The organism is Anaerobacillus arseniciselenatis, from assembly GCF_001865995.1.
Classification (GTDB): Bacteria; Bacillota; Bacilli; order Bacillales; family Anaerobacillaceae; genus Anaerobacillus; species Anaerobacillus arseniciselenatis.
Genome location: NZ_MLQQ01000042.1, coordinates 66,494 through 86,361 on the forward strand (window position 1 = coordinate 66,494; position 19,868 = coordinate 86,361).

General features: G+C 37.0%; 17 protein-coding genes. All 17 read left to right on the forward strand.

The genetic code is table 11. From position 1 onward, the window contains the following. Positions 1-24: 24 nt before the first annotated feature. The 17 genes from bshC (at position 25) to BKP35_RS15110 (ending at position 19,810) form a co-directional block, all read left to right on the forward strand. On the forward strand, positions 25-1,653 hold the full coding sequence (gene bshC, locus BKP35_RS15030; protein WP_071314187.1) for a bacillithiol biosynthesis cysteine-adding enzyme BshC: 1,629 nt from the start codon (positions 25-27) through the stop codon (positions 1,651-1,653). A 165-nt stretch (positions 1,654-1,818) separates the two neighbouring features. Then, positions 1,819-2,250, forward strand: coding sequence for a division/cell wall cluster transcriptional repressor MraZ (mraZ, locus tag BKP35_RS15035; protein WP_071314188.1), 432 nt, complete (start codon positions 1,819-1,821; stop codon positions 2,248-2,250). Positions 2,251-2,350: 100 nt separating this feature from the next. Further along, entirely contained in the window at positions 2,351-3,292 is a 942-nt protein-coding gene (gene rsmH / locus BKP35_RS15040) for a 16S rRNA (cytosine(1402)-N(4))-methyltransferase RsmH (protein ID WP_071314189.1), read from the forward strand. 3 nt (positions 3,293-3,295) lie between these two features. Next, a complete protein-coding gene (gene ftsL / locus BKP35_RS15045) occupies positions 3,296-3,664 on the forward strand; it encodes a cell division protein FtsL (protein WP_071314190.1) in 369 nt (122 codons plus the stop codon). Positions 3,665-3,706: 42 nt separating this feature from the next. Continuing rightward, positions 3,707-5,899: a penicillin-binding protein gene (locus tag BKP35_RS15050; protein WP_084031694.1), complete on the forward strand. Its 2,193-nt coding sequence runs from the start codon at positions 3,707-3,709 to the stop codon at positions 5,897-5,899. A gap of 80 nt (positions 5,900-5,979) precedes the next feature. Continuing rightward, entirely contained in the window at positions 5,980-7,914 is a 1,935-nt protein-coding gene (locus BKP35_RS15055) for a stage V sporulation protein D (RefSeq protein ID WP_071314191.1), read from the forward strand. Between the two features lie 511 nt (positions 7,915-8,425). Continuing rightward, on the forward strand, positions 8,426-9,904 hold the full coding sequence (locus BKP35_RS15060) for a UDP-N-acetylmuramoyl-L-alanyl-D-glutamate--2,6-diaminopimelate ligase (RefSeq protein WP_071314404.1): 1,479 nt from the start codon (positions 8,426-8,428) through the stop codon (positions 9,902-9,904). Beyond that, on the forward strand, positions 9,894-11,255 hold the full coding sequence (locus tag BKP35_RS15065; protein WP_071314192.1) for a UDP-N-acetylmuramoyl-tripeptide--D-alanyl-D-alanine ligase: 1,362 nt from the start codon (positions 9,894-9,896) through the stop codon (positions 11,253-11,255). The genes BKP35_RS15060 and BKP35_RS15065 overlap by 11 nt, the downstream gene beginning before the upstream one ends. A 16-nt stretch (positions 11,256-11,271) precedes the next feature. Beyond that, positions 11,272-12,246: a phospho-N-acetylmuramoyl-pentapeptide-transferase gene (gene mraY, locus BKP35_RS15070; protein ID WP_071314193.1), complete on the forward strand. Its 975-nt coding sequence runs from the start codon at positions 11,272-11,274 to the stop codon at positions 12,244-12,246. Further along, positions 12,247-13,602, forward strand: coding sequence for a UDP-N-acetylmuramoyl-L-alanine--D-glutamate ligase (gene murD / locus BKP35_RS15075; protein WP_071314194.1), 1,356 nt, complete (start codon positions 12,247-12,249; stop codon positions 13,600-13,602). Positions 13,603-13,668: 66 nt separating this feature from the next. Then, positions 13,669-14,784, forward strand: coding sequence for a stage V sporulation protein E (spoVE, locus tag BKP35_RS15080; protein ID WP_071314195.1), 1,116 nt, complete (start codon positions 13,669-13,671; stop codon positions 14,782-14,784). Between the two features lie 226 nt (positions 14,785-15,010). After that, entirely contained in the window at positions 15,011-16,114 is a 1,104-nt protein-coding gene (murG, locus tag BKP35_RS15085; RefSeq protein WP_071314196.1) for an undecaprenyldiphospho-muramoylpentapeptide beta-N-acetylglucosaminyltransferase, read from the forward strand. A 39-nt stretch (positions 16,115-16,153) separates the two neighbouring features. Then, positions 16,154-17,062 carry a UDP-N-acetylmuramate dehydrogenase gene (murB, locus tag BKP35_RS15090; protein ID WP_071314197.1) on the forward strand — a complete coding sequence of 303 codons (909 nt, stop codon included), beginning with the start codon at positions 16,154-16,156 and terminating at the stop codon, positions 17,060-17,062. Between the two features lie 221 nt (positions 17,063-17,283). Further along, on the forward strand, positions 17,284-18,063 hold the full coding sequence (locus BKP35_RS15095; protein ID WP_071314198.1) for a cell division protein FtsQ/DivIB: 780 nt from the start codon (positions 17,284-17,286) through the stop codon (positions 18,061-18,063). Beyond that, positions 18,053-18,748 (forward strand): DUF881 domain-containing protein, encoded by a 696-nt coding sequence (locus BKP35_RS15100; protein WP_337959652.1) that lies wholly within the window; start codon positions 18,053-18,055, stop codon positions 18,746-18,748. Before BKP35_RS15095 ends, BKP35_RS15100 begins: the two co-directional genes overlap by 11 nt. 5 nt (positions 18,749-18,753) lie before the next feature. Next, complete coding sequence (locus BKP35_RS15105; RefSeq protein ID WP_245741980.1) at positions 18,754-19,446, forward strand: DUF881 domain-containing protein; 693 nt, start codon at positions 18,754-18,756, stop codon at positions 19,444-19,446. 1 nt (position 19,447) lies between these two features. Beyond that, positions 19,448-19,810 carry a small basic family protein gene (locus BKP35_RS15110; RefSeq protein WP_071314201.1) on the forward strand — a complete coding sequence of 121 codons (363 nt, stop codon included), beginning with the start codon at positions 19,448-19,450 and terminating at the stop codon, positions 19,808-19,810. The last annotated feature ends 58 nt before the right edge of the window (positions 19,811-19,868 follow it).

Below are 19,868 nucleotides of genomic sequence, written 5' to 3' on the forward strand. Positions count from 1 at the left end.
CATAAGAAAGAGAGGTGGAATAGCTTGGAGGTAGTAGAAATAAATCATAAAAGAAATTCCAAATTAATGGAGGATTATTTTGAGGGTGCATCTCAAATTGAATCTTTTTTTGACTACCCTTATACCAAATCGGATAACTACATAAGAAGATCAAAAGAATTGCAGACGCGTGACTATGAAAGAAGTGAAATTACGAAACGACTATTAGCATTTAATCAAAAATATAATTGTTCAAGTGAGACCGTTGTTAATATAGAGAAGCTATTAAAACGAAACTCAGTAACTGTTGTTGGTGGTCAACAAGCTGGAGTGTTAACTGGCCCGCTTTACACGATACATAAAATCATTACAATCGTTCAGCAAGCGAAAGAACAGGAGGAAAAGTTGGGTATCCCTGTAGTTCCGGTCTTTTGGATTGCTGGGGAGGATCACGATTTTGATGAGGTTAATCACATACATAGTGTTAAAGTAGCAAAACTGTTTAAGCGCAAAGTTGAGCAACAAAATGATTTGAAGCAATCAGTTTCGGATATACATATTGATAAGCATGCGATCAAAAAACTTATTGAAGAAGTTCTTCGCGATAATAAAGAAACAGAAAATACGGTTGACCTTAAACAGTTGATTGAAAACTCACTTCAAGAAAGTAAGACTTATACCGATTTTTTTAGCTTTCTCATTCATGGATTATGTAAGAGAAGCGGAATTGTCTTACTTGATGCTCATGATGAAGAGTTTAGAAAGTTAGAAGTTCCCTTTTTTGAGCAGTTAATTAAGAAAAATGATCGTTTAAATGAAATGTTTTTAAATGGAGCGAATGCTCTTTACAACCAAGGGTATGGAGAACCGATTGAGCGAAGTGAGAACAACTCGCATTTGTTTTATCACTTGAACGGAACTAGGTTGTTGTTACAAAAAACGAAAGATGGCCACTTTGCAGATAAAAGAGGATACGTTCATTTTTCTGAAACTAAACTTCTCGAGCTTTTAGCAAAAGAGCCTCAAAACTTTAGTAACAATGTTGTGACGAGGCCGTTAATGCAAGAATTCCTTTTACCAGTATTAACTTTTGTAGCGGGGCCTGGGGAGGTTGCTTATTGGGCAACTTTAAAAGAAGTTTTTCATTTGTTCAATTATAAAGTGCCGCCAGTTGTTCCGAGACTTTCAATAACAGTGATCGAACCAAAGATTGAAAAAACATTAGCGCGGTTTGACTTATTAGCCGAAGAAGTGATGATAAAAGGTGTTACATCTGTTCGTGGTCAGCTTTCTTTTTGGGATGAAAAAGAACAAATTGAGGAAACATTACACGAAGTCCTTAGTGATGTGGAAAGAATTCATCAACCTTTAAAAGATCTTGTGGCTGTTTATGATAAAGGGTTGGAAGCTATGGCACATAAAAATGAACGAATGCTAAAAAAAGAAATTACCTTTCTAGCACGAAGACTAGAAAAAAGTGTTCGACAAAACTATGAGCATGAGCTTTTAAATTTCGACCTTATTGAAGCGAATATAATACCTTATGGTGGTTTACAAGAACGTAGTTTAAATATTGTGAAATACGTTAATGAGTATGGTTTTGATTTTATTGAGCGACTATTTGAGCTGCCACTACAATTAAATGAAAAACATAAATTAATCTTTTTAAAATGACAAAAAAGTAGGAAAAACCGTTAATCAATAAAAATTTGACGAATGAAAACCCTGTGACAAAAGCAGGGTTTTTGTTTGTTTTAAAGAATTTTTAAAAATAAAGTGGTAGAAAGTGGGGGGATGTGGTATTTTAGAGATATAAAGTGGGGAGAGGGGGAACTTCACATGTTTATGGGGGAATATCACCATACCATTGATGAAAAAGGAAGAATGATTATTCCTGCTAAATTTCGTGAAGCGTTAGGCCCCAACTTCGTAATTACCCGAGGATTAGATCAATGCTTATTCGTTTACCCGGAAAGTGAATGGAAGCAATTAGAACAAAAATTAAAGGCTCTTCCTTTTACTAAAAAAGATGCTAGAGCTTTTACGCGTTTTTTCTTTTCTGGGGCAACTGAATGTGAGTTAGATAAACAAGGAAGAGTGAATATCTCTTCGCCGTTACGTAAATATGCGGGATTAGAAAAAGAATGTATAGTGATCGGTGTTTCCAATCGTGTTGAGGTTTGGAGTAAGTCAACATGGGAGGAGTATTTTGCCGAGTCTGAAGATTCATTTAGTGAGATCGCTGAAGGGATTGTCGATTTTGATCTTTAAAGTTGATGAGCAAAACGATTTTCTAGTTCATTTAGGATAAACGGCTCTCGTTTGTTGCAACATAGAAGAAGTACTAGAGTTTGATTAAGAGGTGTTTATTATGTTCGATCATATTACAGTGTTAAAAGAAGAATCTGTTGCAGCGTTAAATATTAAAAAAGACGGTATTTATGTTGATTGTACTCTTGGTGGAGCGGGGCATTCTGAACTAATTTTATCTCAATTGTCAAGTTCAGGGCATTTGTTTGCCTTTGATCAAGATGAGACTGCTATCAGACATGCCGAAGAGAAGTTAAAGCAATACGAGGGACAGTTCACGATTATTAGGAGTAATTTTCGTCATTTAAAAGAGGAATTAACAAATTGTGGTATTACTGCTGTAGACGGTATCTTATTTGATCTTGGCGTTTCATCACCGCAACTTGACGAAGCAGAGCGTGGCTTTAGTTATCAGCATGATGCTCCGTTAGATATGCGTATGGATCAAACCTCACCATTGACTGCGGAAGAAATTGTGAATGAATGGTCATTTCACGATTTAATGAAAATTATTTCTAAGTATGGTGAAGAACGATTTTCAAAGCAAATAGCTAGAAAAATTGAAGCTTATCGTGCTAATAAAAGAATTGAGACGACTGGGGAGTTAGTTGAAATTATTAAAGATGCGATTCCTGCTCCGGCAAGGAGAACAGGTGGACATCCAGCAAAACGAACATTTCAAGCGATCCGAATTGCTGTTAATGATGAATTACAAGCTTTTGAAGATGCTCTAAATGGGGCGATAAAAATGACAAAAGTTGGCGGTCGAATTGCTGTCATTACATTCCATTCTTTAGAAGATCGTATTTGTAAAACGATTTTTAAAGATGCGAGTAAAGGGCCGGAATTACCGCGTAATATCCCTGTTATTCCAGAGGGGTATGAGCCTACGTTGAAATTGATTACAAGAAAACCGATTATTCCAACTGATCAAGAAGTGACTACAAATAAACGATCAAGATCTGCTAAGTTGAGAATAGCTGAAAAACAAAAGGAGGTTTGATGAATGAGCAATCTTGCACGCCAATTAGAACGAAAAAGAATCGCAGATCACACACAAGAGCAACGAACGAAAACAGTACGAGAAAGTTCGGGTAGACGTCGTATAACCATTGGAGAACGCCTTCTGTATTTCGCTACAATTTTAGGACTAGTTTTTGCTACATATTTTATAATCTCTACATATGCTTCTATTTATATCGTTAATAAAGAAATCCATACATTAGAAAGGACGATTGCAACTCAAACTACCGAAAATGAAGCACTAAACCTACAAGTAACAGAGCTTTCTGCTCCAGATCGGATTTTGAAAATAGCAAAAGATGAGCTCGGAATGGAATTGAACGATAACAATGTAAAGGTTGTGCAAAACTAGTCTGATTTAGGACTAGTTTTTCGCATTAAAAGGTGATGACTGTTGGGGACATTAAATAATATTAATAAAACGAATTTGAGAGCTGTAGTGTTATTAATCATTTTTTTATTGGTGTTTTTTTTATTGGCGAGTAGAGTGGCGTATATACAAGTTGCCAAAGCAGTGAATGAAAAAGACTTGGAGCAACTTGCTGATGAAAGGTGGTCGCGGACGTTTACGTTAGAAGGAAAAAGGGGGACGATTTTTGATCGCTCCGGTAATTCGCTTGCTGAAGAAATTCCATCGTACACCCTTGTTGCCATTTTAGACGAAAATAGTAGTAATAGAGTCGATGATCCACGCTTAGCCGCTGAAAAACTTGCCCCTATCATTGATAGAAATGTTGATGACTTATATCGAAGGTTATCGACTGAAGGAAGGTTTCAAGTAGAGTTAGGTATAGGAACAAAAAATTTAAGTTTAGAGAAAAAGAGGGAAATAGAAGCACTTGGCTTACAGGGAATAACTTTTCGCACGGAGCCGAGGCGCTATTATCCGAAACAAGTTTTCGCATCTCACGTTATCGGTTATACAGAGCGTGATATGTCTACTGCGAGAATGGGCTTAGAAAGAAGCTTAGACGAATATTTAGTTAAGGAAGATGGTTCAGTTAATTATTTAAGTGACCGAAGAGGAATTAGACTTCCAAATATGGAGGAAATCGTAGAAGTTCCTAAAAATGGTTATGAGGTGTTTTTGACGTTAGATACTAACATTCAAATGGCGCTTGAGCAAGTGATGACACAAGTGGATGAACAGTACGAGCCTGAACGAATGATGGCTATTGTCGCTGATCCGAAGTCAGGAGAAATACTTGCGATGAGTAATCGTCCGAGTTTTAACCCGAATTTTTACGAAGAAATTACAAATTTTATAAACTATACGGTTTCATCCCGTTTCGAACCTGGATCCACAATGAAAATCTTTACATTAGCGGCAGCTATTGAAGAAGGAGTTTACGACGGTGAAGAACTTTTTCAATCAGGTAGTTACCAAATTGGTGGAAGGCGTATAAGAGACCACAACCAAGGTTTAGGGTGGGGGGAAATACCATTTGATGAAGGATTTCAACGCTCGTCAAATGTTGCCTTCTCTAAACTCTCCCTAGAATTATTAGGTCCTGATCGCCTTTATGACTACATTGAGCGATTTGGGTTTCGGGAAAGAACGGGGATTGACCTACCGAATGAAGCGACTAGCGCAATTGCCGATTCTTATTTAATAGATGCCGCGACAACTGCATTTGGACAAGGGTCTGCGGTGACACCGATTCAACAAGTTCAGGCAATGACGGCAATAGCAAATGAAGGGAAAATGGTGCAACCGTATATCATTGATCGAATTCAAAACCCGTATACAGGTGAAGTGATAAAAAGTGGTGAAACGAATGTCGTCGGTGAGCCTATTTCGGCTGAAACGGCTCAACAAGTACTAGATTTGATGGAGACTGTTGTTACATCATCGGCTGGGACGGGAAAGCCTTATTACATAGAAGGCTTCGAAATAGCAGGTAAAACAGGCACGGCAGAAATTTCCAATCCGGATGGTCCAGGGTACTTAAGTGGCCATGGACAATATATTTATTCGTTTATGGGAGCTGCTCCCAAATCGGACCCACAACTTATTGTTTATGTAGCTGTAGACCGACCGAACATCACAATATATGAACAAGGTTCAGCCCCAGTTTCACAAATTTTCACAACGGTTATGAAACATAGTTTACAATACTTAAATATCTCGCCAAGAGAGACATCAAAAAGTGAAAGAATGGCCGACGAGGGTATTATTCTAGAAGATTATTTAGGTCAGGGCATTGATGCTGTTAAGGCAAAATTAACTTCACTAGGTTTGGATGTTCATGTTATTGGTTCGGGTGGCATTGTTGAACAACAAATACCACGAATGGGTACGACGCTTATACAAGGAGAAAAAGTATTACTTCGTTCCGATGGAGAATCGTTTAGTATGCCAGAAATATTAGGGTGGTCGTTACGCGATGTAATGAAACTAGCTAACATTTTAGAGTTAAATGTGAATTTAGTAGGTTCGGGTTTCGTTACTCATCAAAGTGTGCCTCCAAATAGAAGTATAAGCCTTGGCGATTATTTAGGAGTTGAACTAGCTTTACCTACTCGAAGTGAAAATGAAGATGAAAGTTTAGTGGGTGAGGAAGAAGAAGTTGTTAAAATTGACTGATAGTTAGTCTATTTTACTTCGTACAAGCATACATTTGGAACAAGCCTACAAATGTGACCTATATTAAGGGGGATTGTGTCGTGCGTGTTTCAAATGTTACTGTACGGAGACGTTTAGTTTTCGTTTTAACTTTTGGTTTGTTATTCTTTATGGTTATTACTTTGCGTTTAGGATATGTGCAATTTGCGTTAGGGGACGAATTGACCGACGGTGCAGAAGATTTGTGGAGTAGAGATATTCCTTTTGAAGCAAATAGAGGGGAGATCTTAGATCGCAATGGAGTACCGTTAGCTACTAATATTAGTGCTCCTTCGGTTTTAATCGTTCCGAGACAAATTAAAAATCCTGCTGAGGATTCAGGAAGGTTAGCTAGTGTATTACAAATGGATCATCAAAAAGTATATTCGTTACTTACTAAAAATGAGTCGATTGTTCGAATTAACCCTGAAGGACGAAAAATCAATAATCAGCTAGCTGCCGAAGTTAGAGCTTTAGGGATTCCGGGTGTCTATATCGCAGAGGATAATAAGCGTCATTATCCGTTTGGTAGTTATTTATCACACGTACTTGGCTTTGCAGGTATTGATAACCAAGGTTTAACGGGAATCGAACTTTATTATGATGACAAGCTTAGTGGTCAAAAAGGGCATGTTTCATTTTTCTCTGATGCAAAAGGTAGGAGAATGCCTAATTTAGCAGATGAGTATACACCTCCGGTAGATGGATTAGATTTAAGACTTACGATCGATACCAATGTTCAAACAATCATTGAACGTGAGCTTGATATTGCAGAAGCGATTTATAAGCCTGATGGTGCGATTGCAATTGCCATGAATCCGAATACTGGAGAAATCTTAGGGATGTCTAGCAGACCAGATTATAATCCAGAAAATTTTCGGAACGTTCCACCAGAGGTGTTCAATCAAAATAAACCTGTTTGGATGCAATATGAACCGGGGTCAACGTTTAAAATTATAACATTAGCTGCGGCCATAGAAGAAGGAGAAGTCGACTTAGAAAAAGATACTTATAACGATAGTGGTTCGATTGAAATATCTGGTCATAGACTTCGGTGTTGGAAAAAAGGTGGGCACGGTCATCAAACGTTTTTAGAGGTCGTTCAAAACTCTTGTAACCCAGGCTTTGTTGTTTTAGGAGAAAGGTTAGGTAAAGACCGTCTTTTTGACTATATAGATGATTTTGGTTTTGGAGAAAAAACCGGAATTGATTTACAAGGTGAAGGAAAAGGGATTCTATTTGATCGTGATCGTGTCGGTCCACTAGAACAAGCAACTACTGCTTTTGGTCAAGGGGTATCTGTTACACCATTACAACAAGTGACCGCTGTTTCTGCAGCTATTAATGGGGGGTACTTGTACCAGCCTTATATCGCAAAAGAGTGGATAGACCCACTCACCCGAGAAACATTACATTTAACCCAACCGACATTAAAGCGTAGAGTAGTTTCTGATGAAACGAGTGAACAAGTACGATACGCACTAGAGCATGTGGTAGCGAAAGGGACAGGTAAAGGCGCCTTCGTTGATGGTTATCGCGTTGGAGGAAAGACAGGTACGGCTCAGAAGGCAGTGGACGGCCGTTATTTAGAGAATAACCATATTGTATCGTTCATAGGGTTTGCTCCTGCAGATGATCCACAAATTGTTATTTACGTTGCAATAGATAACCCGAAAGAGACGGTCCAATTCGGTGGAGTTGTTGCAGCACCAATTGTTGGTAAGATCATTGGTGATAGCTTAAGAGCTATGGGGGTCGAAAAACGTGAAGATCAAATTGAAAAAGAACGTATATGGACGGATCAACCGTTAGTAAAAGTTCCCGACTTAGTAGGACTAACAAGAAGAGAAATAAATCAAGCATATTACGAATTAAGGTTAGATGTTAGCGGTGAGGGAGATACAGTGTTAGCGCAATCGCCTGATCCAGGGTTGAAAGTAGCCCAAAATTCAACAATACGTATTTTATTAGGTGACAAAACGAGTGATGACGATTAAAATGTAGCTATGTGTTTGGGTTTTGAGTTTTGAGTGAAGAGTTTTGAGTGTTGAGTTGATGAAAGTATCGCTTCGGAGTATTATCTTAGTGTTTTTGATATTAGGTAATGATGAACTGTTATGAGAGTTTGGCGGGCATTTACATTTAAGATGGTGATGGTCATGAAAGTTTTGATGAAAAAAAGGAGGGCGACTTTCCTGAACGAGCCTCTAAAACTCGATAGAGGTTTACAGCGAAGAGAAGGAAATCGCCCGATTTTTACATATTAAATGGTGACGGTGTCCCGCAGAAAGCTTTTTTGTAGGGGGGAATGACCGGCCGAGTTCTCGAGAGAGCCTCTAAAATTCGATAGAAGTTTAAAGCGAAGCGAGAGAATTCGGCCGGCATTTACAATCTAGGCTATATCGTCATGAGCGTTTGTATGTAAAAATAGATGATTTTAAAGTTTAAAAACTGCGATTAATAGCTACGCTAGAGATAAGTTAAATGATTGTGAGGTTAATGGAAATGATGACTCTAAATGAACTTGTTTGCTGCTTGCAGCAATTTTCGAAAAGTAATAGTTCCAATCCTGTTATTAACACAATTGAAATGGACTCCCGCCAAGTGAAAGACGGAAGTCTATTTATTTGTATTGAAGGATATACAGTAGACGGACATGATTTTGCACATCAAGCAATAGAAAAAGGTGCCGTGGCCATTTTAGCCGAAAAGCAATTAGATGTTGATGTACCGGTTGTTTACGTAAAAGATACAAAACGGGCCATGGCGGTAATTTCAAATGTATTTTACGATCACCCGACAACGAAACTTTCGCTGATCGGCGTAACAGGCACCAATGGGAAAACGACTACAACCCACTTGATCGATAAAATTTTAATGGATGCCCGTGTTAAAACAGGCTTAATTGGAACGATGTATATGAAAATAGCTAATGAGAAAGTAGAGGCGAAAAATACGACGCCAGAGTCTATTTCCTTACAACAAAGTTTCAGGAAGATGGTTGATCAAGGTGTTGAAACAGCGATTATGGAAGTGTCTAGTCATGCCCTTCACCTCGGAAGAGTAAGAGGTTGTGATTTTAACATCGCTGTATTCACGAATCTTTCTCAAGACCACTTAGACTATCATGAAACGATGGACGCTTATCGGCATGCAAAAGGGCTGTTATTTGCCCAGTTAGGAAATACGTATTGTCATAAACAGAGGAAAATAGCTGTTTTAAATGTAGATGATCCTGCATCTAAAGAATACGAGAAAATGACCGCTGCTCAAATTGTTACATATGGAATTGAACATGAATGTGATGTTATAGCTAAAAATATAAAAATCACTGCTCAAGGAACGTATTTTGAAGTAGAAGCATTTGGAGAAAAGCAATCGGTACAATTAAAGATGATTGGTAAATTTAGTGTTTATAATGCTTTAGCCGCAATGGCTACATGTCTTGTAGACGGGTTACCTCTCGATGATATTATTAAGTCGTTACAAACCGTTGACGGTGTTTCTGGCCGATTTGAACTAGTTGATGAAGGACAACCTTTTACAGTGATTGTCGACTATGCTCACACTCCAGATAGCTTAGAAAATGTGTTGTTAACTGTAAGAGAGTTTGTTCAAGGCGAGGTTTATGTTGTCGTTGGGTGTGGCGGAGATCGAGACAAAACGAAGCGTCCAATTATGGCGAAGATTGCCAGTGAATTAGGAGATCATGTAATTTTGACTTCTGATAACCCTAGAAGTGAAGAGCCGTTACAAATTATTAAAGACATGGAAGAAGGTCTAACGGAAGAATGTAGTCATATTTCAATTGTCGACCGTAAAAAAGCGATTACACACGCCGTTGAAAGAGCAAACGATAATGATGTGATTGTCATCGCTGGAAAAGGGCATGAAACATATCAAATCATTGGAGGAGAGACGATTTTCTTTGATGACCGCTTAGTTGCTAGTGAGGCGATAAAGGAGCGCGGTAGTAATGAGCTTTAATATAAATTTTTTAAAACAAATAGCAACGAAATCTACAGGTGATATTGATACAGAAAAAAATATAGACTCTGTTTTTATCGATAGTCGTAATCAAGTAAATAATGGCCTTTTTATCCCTATTATCGGTGAGCGCTTTGATGGTCACGAATTTTTACAAGGTGCGATTGATAATGGCGCTATTGCAACCCTATGGGACGAAAGTAGACCTGTTCCTAAAGGTTTAAATGGCGATTTTCCTATTTTTTTTGTTAAAGATACGTTAAAAGCATTACAACAGTTAGCTAGCATATATTTACAAAAGGTAAGCCCTAAAGTAGTCGGTGTAACTGGAAGTAATGGGAAAACATCAACGAAAGATTTATTAGAAGCAGTTCTCTCGAAAAAATTTATTACGCATAAAACATCCGGAAATTATAATAATCATATTGGTTTACCGTTAACAATTTTAGCAATGCCTATCAACTGTGAAGTGGCTATACTTGAAATGGGGATGAATAATTTTGGTGAGATTTCTTTTTTAAGTAAGCTCGCAAAGCCTGATATTGCAATTATTACCAATATTGGTGAGTCCCATATCGAACAGCTAGGAAGTAGGAAGGGCATTGCTAAAGCCAAGCTTGAAATTGTTGATGGCTTGAAGACAGATGGGGTTTTAATTATTGACGGAGATGAACCATTACTGCATACAGCTCGTGATCTAAATACGTTAAAGTGTGGTTATAATGATGGTAACGAATTTAAAATTACTAATATTGAACAAGCGGCTGAAGGCACTAATTTTTCGATAAACGTCAACTTACATTTCTCTTTACCACTTTTAGGTAAGCATAATGTTAAAAACGCAACATTTGCGTTAGCTGTTGGGAAATATTTAGGATTAAGTGAACATACAATGCAATTAGGGTTAGACAACTGTACGTTAACTGGAATGAGAATGGAAAAAAAGGCTGGGCTAAATGGCTCAACAATTATAAACGACGCATATAACTCTAGTCCTACGTCAATGAGAGCCGCAATTGAGACAATTAAGCAACTTAAAGGTTTTTCACGAAGAATACTCGTGTTAGGGGATATGTATGAACTAGGGAAAGATGAAAGACAATTACATGAATCAGTTGCAGAAGTGATCACAGCACCGATTACACATCTTATAACCATTGGTGAAAAAGGTGCTTGGATAAGTGAGGCATTAATGAAAAAAAATAAAGATAAAATTGAAATTAAAACATATAAAACAAAAGATCACGCAAAAGGTGATTTAATCAATTTACTAACGGATGGAAGTGTCGTATTAATTAAAGCTTCTCGTGGTATGAAGCTAGAAACACTCTCCACTGATATATGTACGTAGGAAGGAGGGATTAAATATGCCCGATAATTTTCTGTTTTTTACATTAGTTGTAGCCTTTGCTATTTCAGTAGCTTTATCACCAATCATTATCCCCTTTTTACGAAGGTTAAAGTTCGGTCAAAGTATAAGAGAAGAAGGACCGAAGTCCCATCAAAAGAAAAGTGGGACTCCGACAATGGGTGGAGTAATGATTTTACTAGCTATTGTTATAGCAACGATTATAATGGTAGCGCAATATTCATATTTAACTGTTGAAATCTATTTACTATTACTTGTCACTGTAGGTTTTGGTATCTTAGGATTTTTAGATGACTTTATTAAAGTAGTTTTAAAACGTAATTTAGGATTAACGTCTAAACAAAAGTTAATTGGACAATTAATCGTAGCCGTCATTTTTTATATTGTTATTAATCAATTAAATTTTTCAACTGAGATTGCGATCCCAGGAACCGATTTCGGAATAGATATTGGCATTTTATATTTACCATTAATTATTTTCATGTTAGTTGGGGCTTCAAATGCGGTTAATTTAACAGATGGTTTAGACGGTTTACTTGCAGGAACTGCTGCAATTGCCTTCGGTGCCTATGCTGTTATTGCTTTTAACGCTGAACAAATAGAGGTTGCTTTATTTTGTGCAGCAGTTGTAGGAGCAGTACTAGGTTTTCTCGTTTTTAATGCTCATCCAGCTAAAGTGTTTATGGGTGATACTGGCTCGTTAGCCTTAGGTGGTGCAATCGCCGCAGTAGCAATTTTAACAAAAATGGAAATTTTACTCGTGATCATTGGTGGTGTTTTCGTCATTGAAACACTTTCTGTGATCATTCAAGTCATTTCTTTTAAAACAAGAGGAAAGCGCATATTTAAGATGAGTCCACTTCATCACCATTACGAGTTATCAGGATGGTCTGAATGGCGAGTAGTCGTTACTTTTTGGCTTGTCGGCTTAGTGTTTGCTGTACTAGGAATTTACTTAGAGGTGTGGATTTAAATGAAAAATAAACAATTATATGCCGGAAAATTAATCTTAGTCATTGGGCTTGCCAAAAGTGGGTTAGCTGCAAGTAAACTCCTTCACAAGTTAGGAGCAAAAGTGGTCGTTAATGATCAAAAGCCACTTGAGGAAAACGTTCAGGCGAGCGAGTTGCATCAATTGGGAATTGAAGTTATTTGTGGTGGACACCCTATGGACTTACTTGATAGAAATTTTGATTTAGTTGTCAAAAATCCTGGTATCCCTTATTCTAACCCTCTTATAAGTGGGGCAATTAGGAAAGGGATTTCGGTGGTTACAGAAGTTGAAGTTGCAAACATGATTTCTGAAGCAGAAATGATTGCGATCACAGGTTCGAATGGAAAAACGACGACGACAACGCTTGTATATGGAATGTTAAAAAACAGTGGACGCCAGCCATTAATAGCTGGGAATATAGGAACAGTGGCCTGTGAGGTTGCGGAAACAGCAACAACGGATCATATTATTGTTACTGAGGTTTCTAGCTTCCAACTGATGGGGACTGAAAACTTTCATCCGAAAGTCGCCGTCTTCTTAAACTTATTTGATGCCCATTTAGATTATCACGGAACAAGAGAGGAATATGGAGCGGCTAAAGCTAAAATTTTCGCTAACCTTTATAGCGACGATTACGCAATTGTTAATGCGGATGATGACGATGTCATGAGATTATCTGCAAATGTTAGGGGTGAAAAAATCCCTTTTTCAGTAAATAAAATCGTTGAATCAGGCGCGTACATTTTCGATAATTATGTTTATTTTAACAATGAAAAGATTATTGCATTAGAAGAAATTGTTCTTCCAGGAGCTCATAATTTAGAAAATATTTTAGCGGCCGTTTGTGCAGCGAAAGTTACTGGGGCTAGAACAGAAAAAATCGTTGAGGTACTATCTTCGTTTAACGGTGTTAAACACCGGACGCAATTTGTCACAACCATTAACGGAAGAAAATTTTACAACGATTCTAAAGCAACGAATATGTTAGCAACAAAAGTGGCTGTTTCTGCTTTTAGGCAACCGGTAATTTTAATTGCGGGTGGACTAGACCGAGGAAATGATTTTGATGAACTGATTCCGACCCTTGAAAAATTAAAAGGTATTGTTGTTTATGGAGAAACAGCCCCAAAATTAGCACTAGCTGCTAAAAAAGCTGGGTTGACATTTATTGAAACGGTTAACAATGTGAATGAAGCCGTAAATATTGCTTATGAACATTCGCAAAGTGGAGATGTCATTTTACTATCACCGGCGTGTGCTAGCTGGGATCAGTTTAAAACATTTGAAGAAAGAGGAGATACATTCATTGAATCCGTTTATAAATTAGAAAAATAAATGGACATGTATCACCGGCACCTGCATACATATAGGTAATAGGGGCTTGCCCAAATTCAAAAATGAATGAGGTGTTCCACATTGCCTAAATCTAAAACAACACCAGACTTTATTATAATTATTACAACACTTACTTTATTAGCGATTGGAATGATCATGGTTTATAGTGCCAGTGCTGTTTGGGCTACATATAAGTTTGACGACGCATTCTTTTTTGCTAAGCGTCAACTTTTCTTTGCTGGCTTAGGTGTTGTAGCGATGTTTATTATAATGAATGTTGATTATTGGACGTGGCGAAAACATGCTAAATTATTAGTTGTCATTTGCTTTATTTTACTCGTTGTCGTTTTGATTCCGGGAGTTGGGCTCGTTAGAGGGGGAGCGCAAAGTTGGTTAGGAGTTGGAGCCTTCTCAATACAACCGTCTGAATTTATGAAGTTTGCGATGATTGCTTTTTTAGCTAAATATTTATCTGAGAACCAAAAGAAAATTACCAAGTTTAAGCAAGGTCTTCTACCTTCTTTATCTTTAGTTCTTTTAGCCTTCGGTTTAATTATGCTTCAGCCCGATCTAGGAACTGGAGCTGTTATGGTTGGCACTTGTGTTGTAATGATTTATGTTTCCGGTGCAAAATTAAGTCATTTTGTAGGTTTAGGAATGATTGGTCTCGCGGGTTTTGCTGCGCTTATTATTTCAGCGCCTTACCGTATAAAACGAATTACTTCGTTTTTAGATCCGTGGTCTGATCCTTTAGGAAGTGGCTTTCAAATTATTCAATCATTGTATGCAATCGGTCCTGGAGGGTTGATGGGGCTCGGTTTAGGAGAAAGCAGACAAAAGTTTTTTTACTTACCTGAGCCTCAAACAGACTTTATCTTTGCTATTTTGTCAGAAGAGCTTGGCTTTATCGGCGGTACGTTTGTTATTTTATTATTTAGTATATTATTATGGCGAGGAATTCGTGTTGCGCTAGGTGCTCCAGATTTGTTTGGTAGTTTGTTTGCTGTAGGAATTATTGGTGTCATTGCGATCCAAGTAATGATAAACATTGGAGTAGTTATTGGACTTATGCCGGTAACAGGAATCACTTTACCGTTTTTAAGCTACGGTGGATCATCACTAACATTAATGCTCGTTGCCGTTGGTGTTTTGTTGAATATAAGTCGGTATGCCCGTTATTAGTAGTTTTGAGTTAAGAGTGAAGAGTTTTGAGTTGTGTAGGTAAAGCTTCGAAGCATGAGCATACAGTAACTCAAAATTCAACACTCAAAACTCAAAATTCAAAACTCCCTAAAGGAGCCCTAAATTAACTGGGCTTTTTTTGTTTTAGTGTGATATTTACAATTAAAATAAGATATAATGGAGAGATGGATAGAATTCCATTTTTTAGTTGGAGGTGTCAGTTATTATGCGAATAATTGTTAGTGGTGGTGGTACAGGTGGGCATATTTACCCTGCATTAGCGCTTATAAACGAAATTAAAAAATTAGAGCCGAGTGCCGAGTTTTTATATATTGGAACTGAGAAAGGATTAGAAAGTAGTTTAGTAACAAGGGAAGGAATACCTTTTAAAACAATTCATATTACCGGCTTTAAGCGGAAGATTTCATTAGACAATATGAAGACGGTGATGCGTTTTCTAAAAGGTGTATCTGATTCTAAAAAAATGATTAAGCAGTTTAAACCAGATGTCGTAATTGGTACTGGTGGTTATGTTTGTGGTCCTGTTGTTTATGCTGCTGCAAAATTAAAAATTCCAACGGTCATCCATGAGCAAAATAGTGTACCTGGACTAACGAATAAATTTTTAAGTCGTTATGTCAGTAAAGTAGCGATCTCTTTTGAGGAGTCAAGGATATTTTTTCCTGAAAATAAAGTTGTTTATACAGGGAATCCGAGGGCTACAGAAGCCGCACTTGTAAGAGAAAAAGATCGGCTCACTGATATTGGATTAAATAAAGATAAAAAAACAGTACTTATCGTCGGTGGTAGTCGAGGGGCAAGGCCAATTAACGATGCATTTTTAGAAGTTTTAAATGAGGCTGGAACGAGAAACTATCAATTTTTATATGTTACTGGAGAAGTTCATTATGAAAATGTGATGGCAGAGGTGAAAAAACAAGGAAGTCCTAAAAATATTCAAATACAGCCATTCATTCATAATATGCCTGAGGTATTAAAAAATGTACAGTTGATCGTTGCTCGGGCCGGTGCAACTACTTTAGCGGAAGTGACTGCGGTTGGTTTACCAAGTATATTAATTCCTAGCCCTTATGTGACTAACAATCATCAAGAGAAGAATGCAAGGGCATTAAGTAACAAAAATGCTGCAATCTTAAAGCTTGAAAAAGAAATGACCGGTAACGAACTATTGAAGGAAATTGATCAAATAATGAACGATGATCAACAGTGGAATGAAATGCATACATCTGCTTTAAAGCTAGGGAAACCAGAAGCAGCCAAAGAAATTTTTGAGTTAATGCAAAAGCTGTTGGAAAACCGAAGTTCATAAAAATTTAATTTATAGGAAATATTCATTTGGGAGGATTTTATGGATCAACTTATAAAAGAACTACAACAAGCTAATGTAGGCCAAATTAAAGAAAATGAACTGTTGGCGAACCATACTACTTGGAAAATTGGTGGTCCTGCTGAAGTATTAGTTATTCCAAAAGATGAAACTAACTTGGCGAAAACAATTTCGCTTTTGAAAAAAAATAATGTTCCTGTATTTATAGTTGGACGCGGTTCTAATTTGTTAATATCAGACAAAGGAATTCGTGGTGTAGTGATTAAAATAAGTGATAGTATAGATCATTTAGAAGTAAACGGCGAAGAAGTAAGAGTTGGTGCAGGTTTTTCATTAATAAAACTTGCCACAATGTTAAGTAAAAAAGGATTATCGGGATTAGAGTTTGCAGGGGGGATTCCAGGCTCCGTCGGTGGTGCTGTATTTATGAATGCCGGAGCTCATAAATCTGATATATCGAAAATTTTAAAGAAGGCCAAGGTTGTATATCCGAATGGTAAACAAGTTTGGTATAATAATGACGAAATGGACTTTTCATATCGAACCTCAAGACTGCAAAAAGATCAAGGGATTTGCGTCGAGGCAATTTTTCAGTTGCGAAATGGTAACCGTGAAGATATTGTTGCTGAAATTCAAAAAAATAAAGAATATCGTAAAAAAACACAACCGTGGGATTTCCCTTGCTGTGGAAGCGTATTTCGCAATCCATTACCTCACCATGCAGGGAAGTTAATAGAGGAAGCTGGGTTGAAAGGCTACACAGTTGGAGGTGCGCAAGTTTCTACGATACATGCAAATTTCATTGTAAATATCGGTGGCGCGACCGCGAGTGATGTACTAGGACTAATAGATCATATTAAGGCTGAAGTTTATAAGAAATTCCAAGTTCAAATGGAGACTGAGGTTGAATTAATTGGTGAAAAAAGTTAAAAATAAATGTAAATAAATAGGTTTTTATGGTACATTTATAGAATAGGTAAACGTAATGATATAAGCGCATTGCTTTGACTTGAAAACGGCATATTAATATGCCGTTTTCAGGATTTTGTAGAAAGATTTATTTTTTACACAGAAATAAGAAGCTAGTATAATAAATGGATGTAACGTGCACTAATAATATTTTGACATAACATTCATTGGAGGAAGTTGTTATGGATCAAAAAAAGGTCGTAACCCTAGAGGATCGAATTCCAAAACTTAAAAACGAAAGAAAACAAAGAGCAAACCGACGATTGATTTTATATCTGTCATTTTTTTTCGTTTTATTACTTACTGTTATATATTTTCAATCACCTTTAAGTAATGTACAGGTAATTGAAATTCAAGGTAATCATTATATATCAGATGATCAAATTATAAAGTTAAGTGAATTAAAAGATGGGACAAGCTTTTGGGGAATAAACAGTAATAAAATTATTGAAGAAATAGGTGCATTTACTGAGATAAGTGAAGTAAGTGTGAAGCGTAAGTTCCCTCACACCGTTCAGATTAATGTTAAAGAGTATTCAAGAGTCGCGTATTTAGCTGTAGATAATAAGTTTTTTCCGATTTTAGAAACGGGTGAAATTTTACAAGAATTACCTATAAATTACTTCCCTTCAGATGCTCCGTTGTTAATGGATTGGGAGACAAACAACGAATTAACGGAAATGGCTGCCGAATTAAGTAACTTACCTGAGAGCATCATCCATCGAATCTCAGAAATTTATTATACTCCTGTAGAAGCTGACCCTTTAAGAATAACTCTTTATATGAATGATGGTTTTAAAGTTAGCTCTACAATACGTCACTTTTCTAAAAGGATTATAGATTATCCAGCTATCGTTAAAGAGCTAGACCCGGAAAAAAGAGGTATTATTCATATGAAAATGAATCCTTATTTCGAACAATTTGTTAATGAGGAGGAAGAAACAATTGAAAGTGAAGGGTAATCACGTTATCCTTTCATTTGTGTTGATTATAACGGGTTTTATTGTCGCCTTATCATATCAGTTTGCAAATGAAGGTCAAAATAGCCAAGTTATTACCGAGAGGCAGTGGAATAAAGAGGATGAATTAAGAAACCAAGTATTGTTTGAGCAATCTCTAAATCGAAATTTATCCGAAGAACTTAGAGCCATTCAGGCTGAAATTAATACGATTGAAGAAGAGATTGCTTATCAAGAAAGAGCGTATTTTAACTTAGTAGAAGATCTTGATAAACTTAGGATGGTTACAGGATCTGTTGGAGTAAAAGGGCCTGGGATTGAAGTGACCTTAAGTGATGCTGATTATGTTCCGGACGGTGAAAATCCTAATTTCTACATTGTTCATGAAGGCCATATTCAAAAAGTAATCCATGAATTATTAGTTACACAAGCAGAGGCTATTGCTATTAATGGTCAAAGGATTTCTCATCAATCCTATATACAATGTGTAGGGCCTGTAATACGAATTGACGGAAATACGTCTTTTGCCCCTTTCGTTATTACCGCAATTGGTGATCCGGATAAACTTCACGATTCGCTTCATTTGCCAGGTGGAGTAAGGGATCAATTGCTCTCTGATCAAGTTGAAGTAAAGATTGAAAAGAAGGAACTTATTATAATGGATCCTTTTTTATCAGAGAGAGGGTGATGTTTGTGAAAGATCGTATGCTTATTTTTGCGATTGTTACGACCATTATTGGTTTTATGATTGCCGTTCAATTTAAGACGACAAATGAACCTGTCGTTCGCGATACACGAGATATTTTGCAATTAAGACAAGATTTACGGATTGAAAAAGAGCGTCAACAAGAGTTGAACCAAGAAATTGAGAAGCAATTAACATTATTAAATCAACTTAAGCAAAGAGATAATATAGAAGGTGCAATGTTAGATGCAATCAACGATTTAAAAGAACGCGCAGGTTTAACGGCAGTAAGTGGAGAAGGTATTATTCTAGAGATAAAACCGATGTATACTGATTATGGTTTCATTCCGCAAACAGTACCTGCCCATTTATTAAGGTTTTTAATTAATGAGCTAAACATTCACAATGCGCAGGAAATAGCGATCGGAAATCAAAGAATTATTTCAACGTCGGCGATTAGGGATGTTAATAATGTTACACACGTCAATGCAAGAAGGATACCAAATTTGCCACTGAAAGTATATGTGCTTGCAAATGAAGCCGAAAAGCTTCATCATGAAATGATTGTTTCTGAATCTGTTGAGTACTTTGCGATTGAAAACTTAAGTATAACATCAACGCCGATCAATTTTATAACATTACCTGAATACGAGCAGCCATTACGTATTCGCCACTTACAACCAATAAAGGAGGAATCATAAAATGTGGTTACCATTTGTTGGGTTAGTTATCGGCTTATTACTTGGCTTTTGGACAGAATTTAGGATCCCTGAAATATATTCTAATTATTTGTCCATCGCTGTCTTGGCAGCTTTAGATACGTTATTTGGTGGAATACGAGCTCACTTGCAAAACACGTTTGAGGAGAAAGTGTTTGTAACTGGATTCTTCTCCAATATTTTACTGGCCGCAGGTTTGGCTTTTCTAGGTGTTCATCTTGGTGTAGACTTATATTTAGCTGCTATTTTTGCTTTTGGTGTGCGTTTATTTAATAATATCGCCGTTATTCGTCGCATACTCCTTTCGAAATGGACGGCAAAACAAGATAGACAAACCGAAAATTGAACGAAACGCACCAAAATGTTCAATAATTTATTAAAAGAATTCGAAAGTTTATACAAAA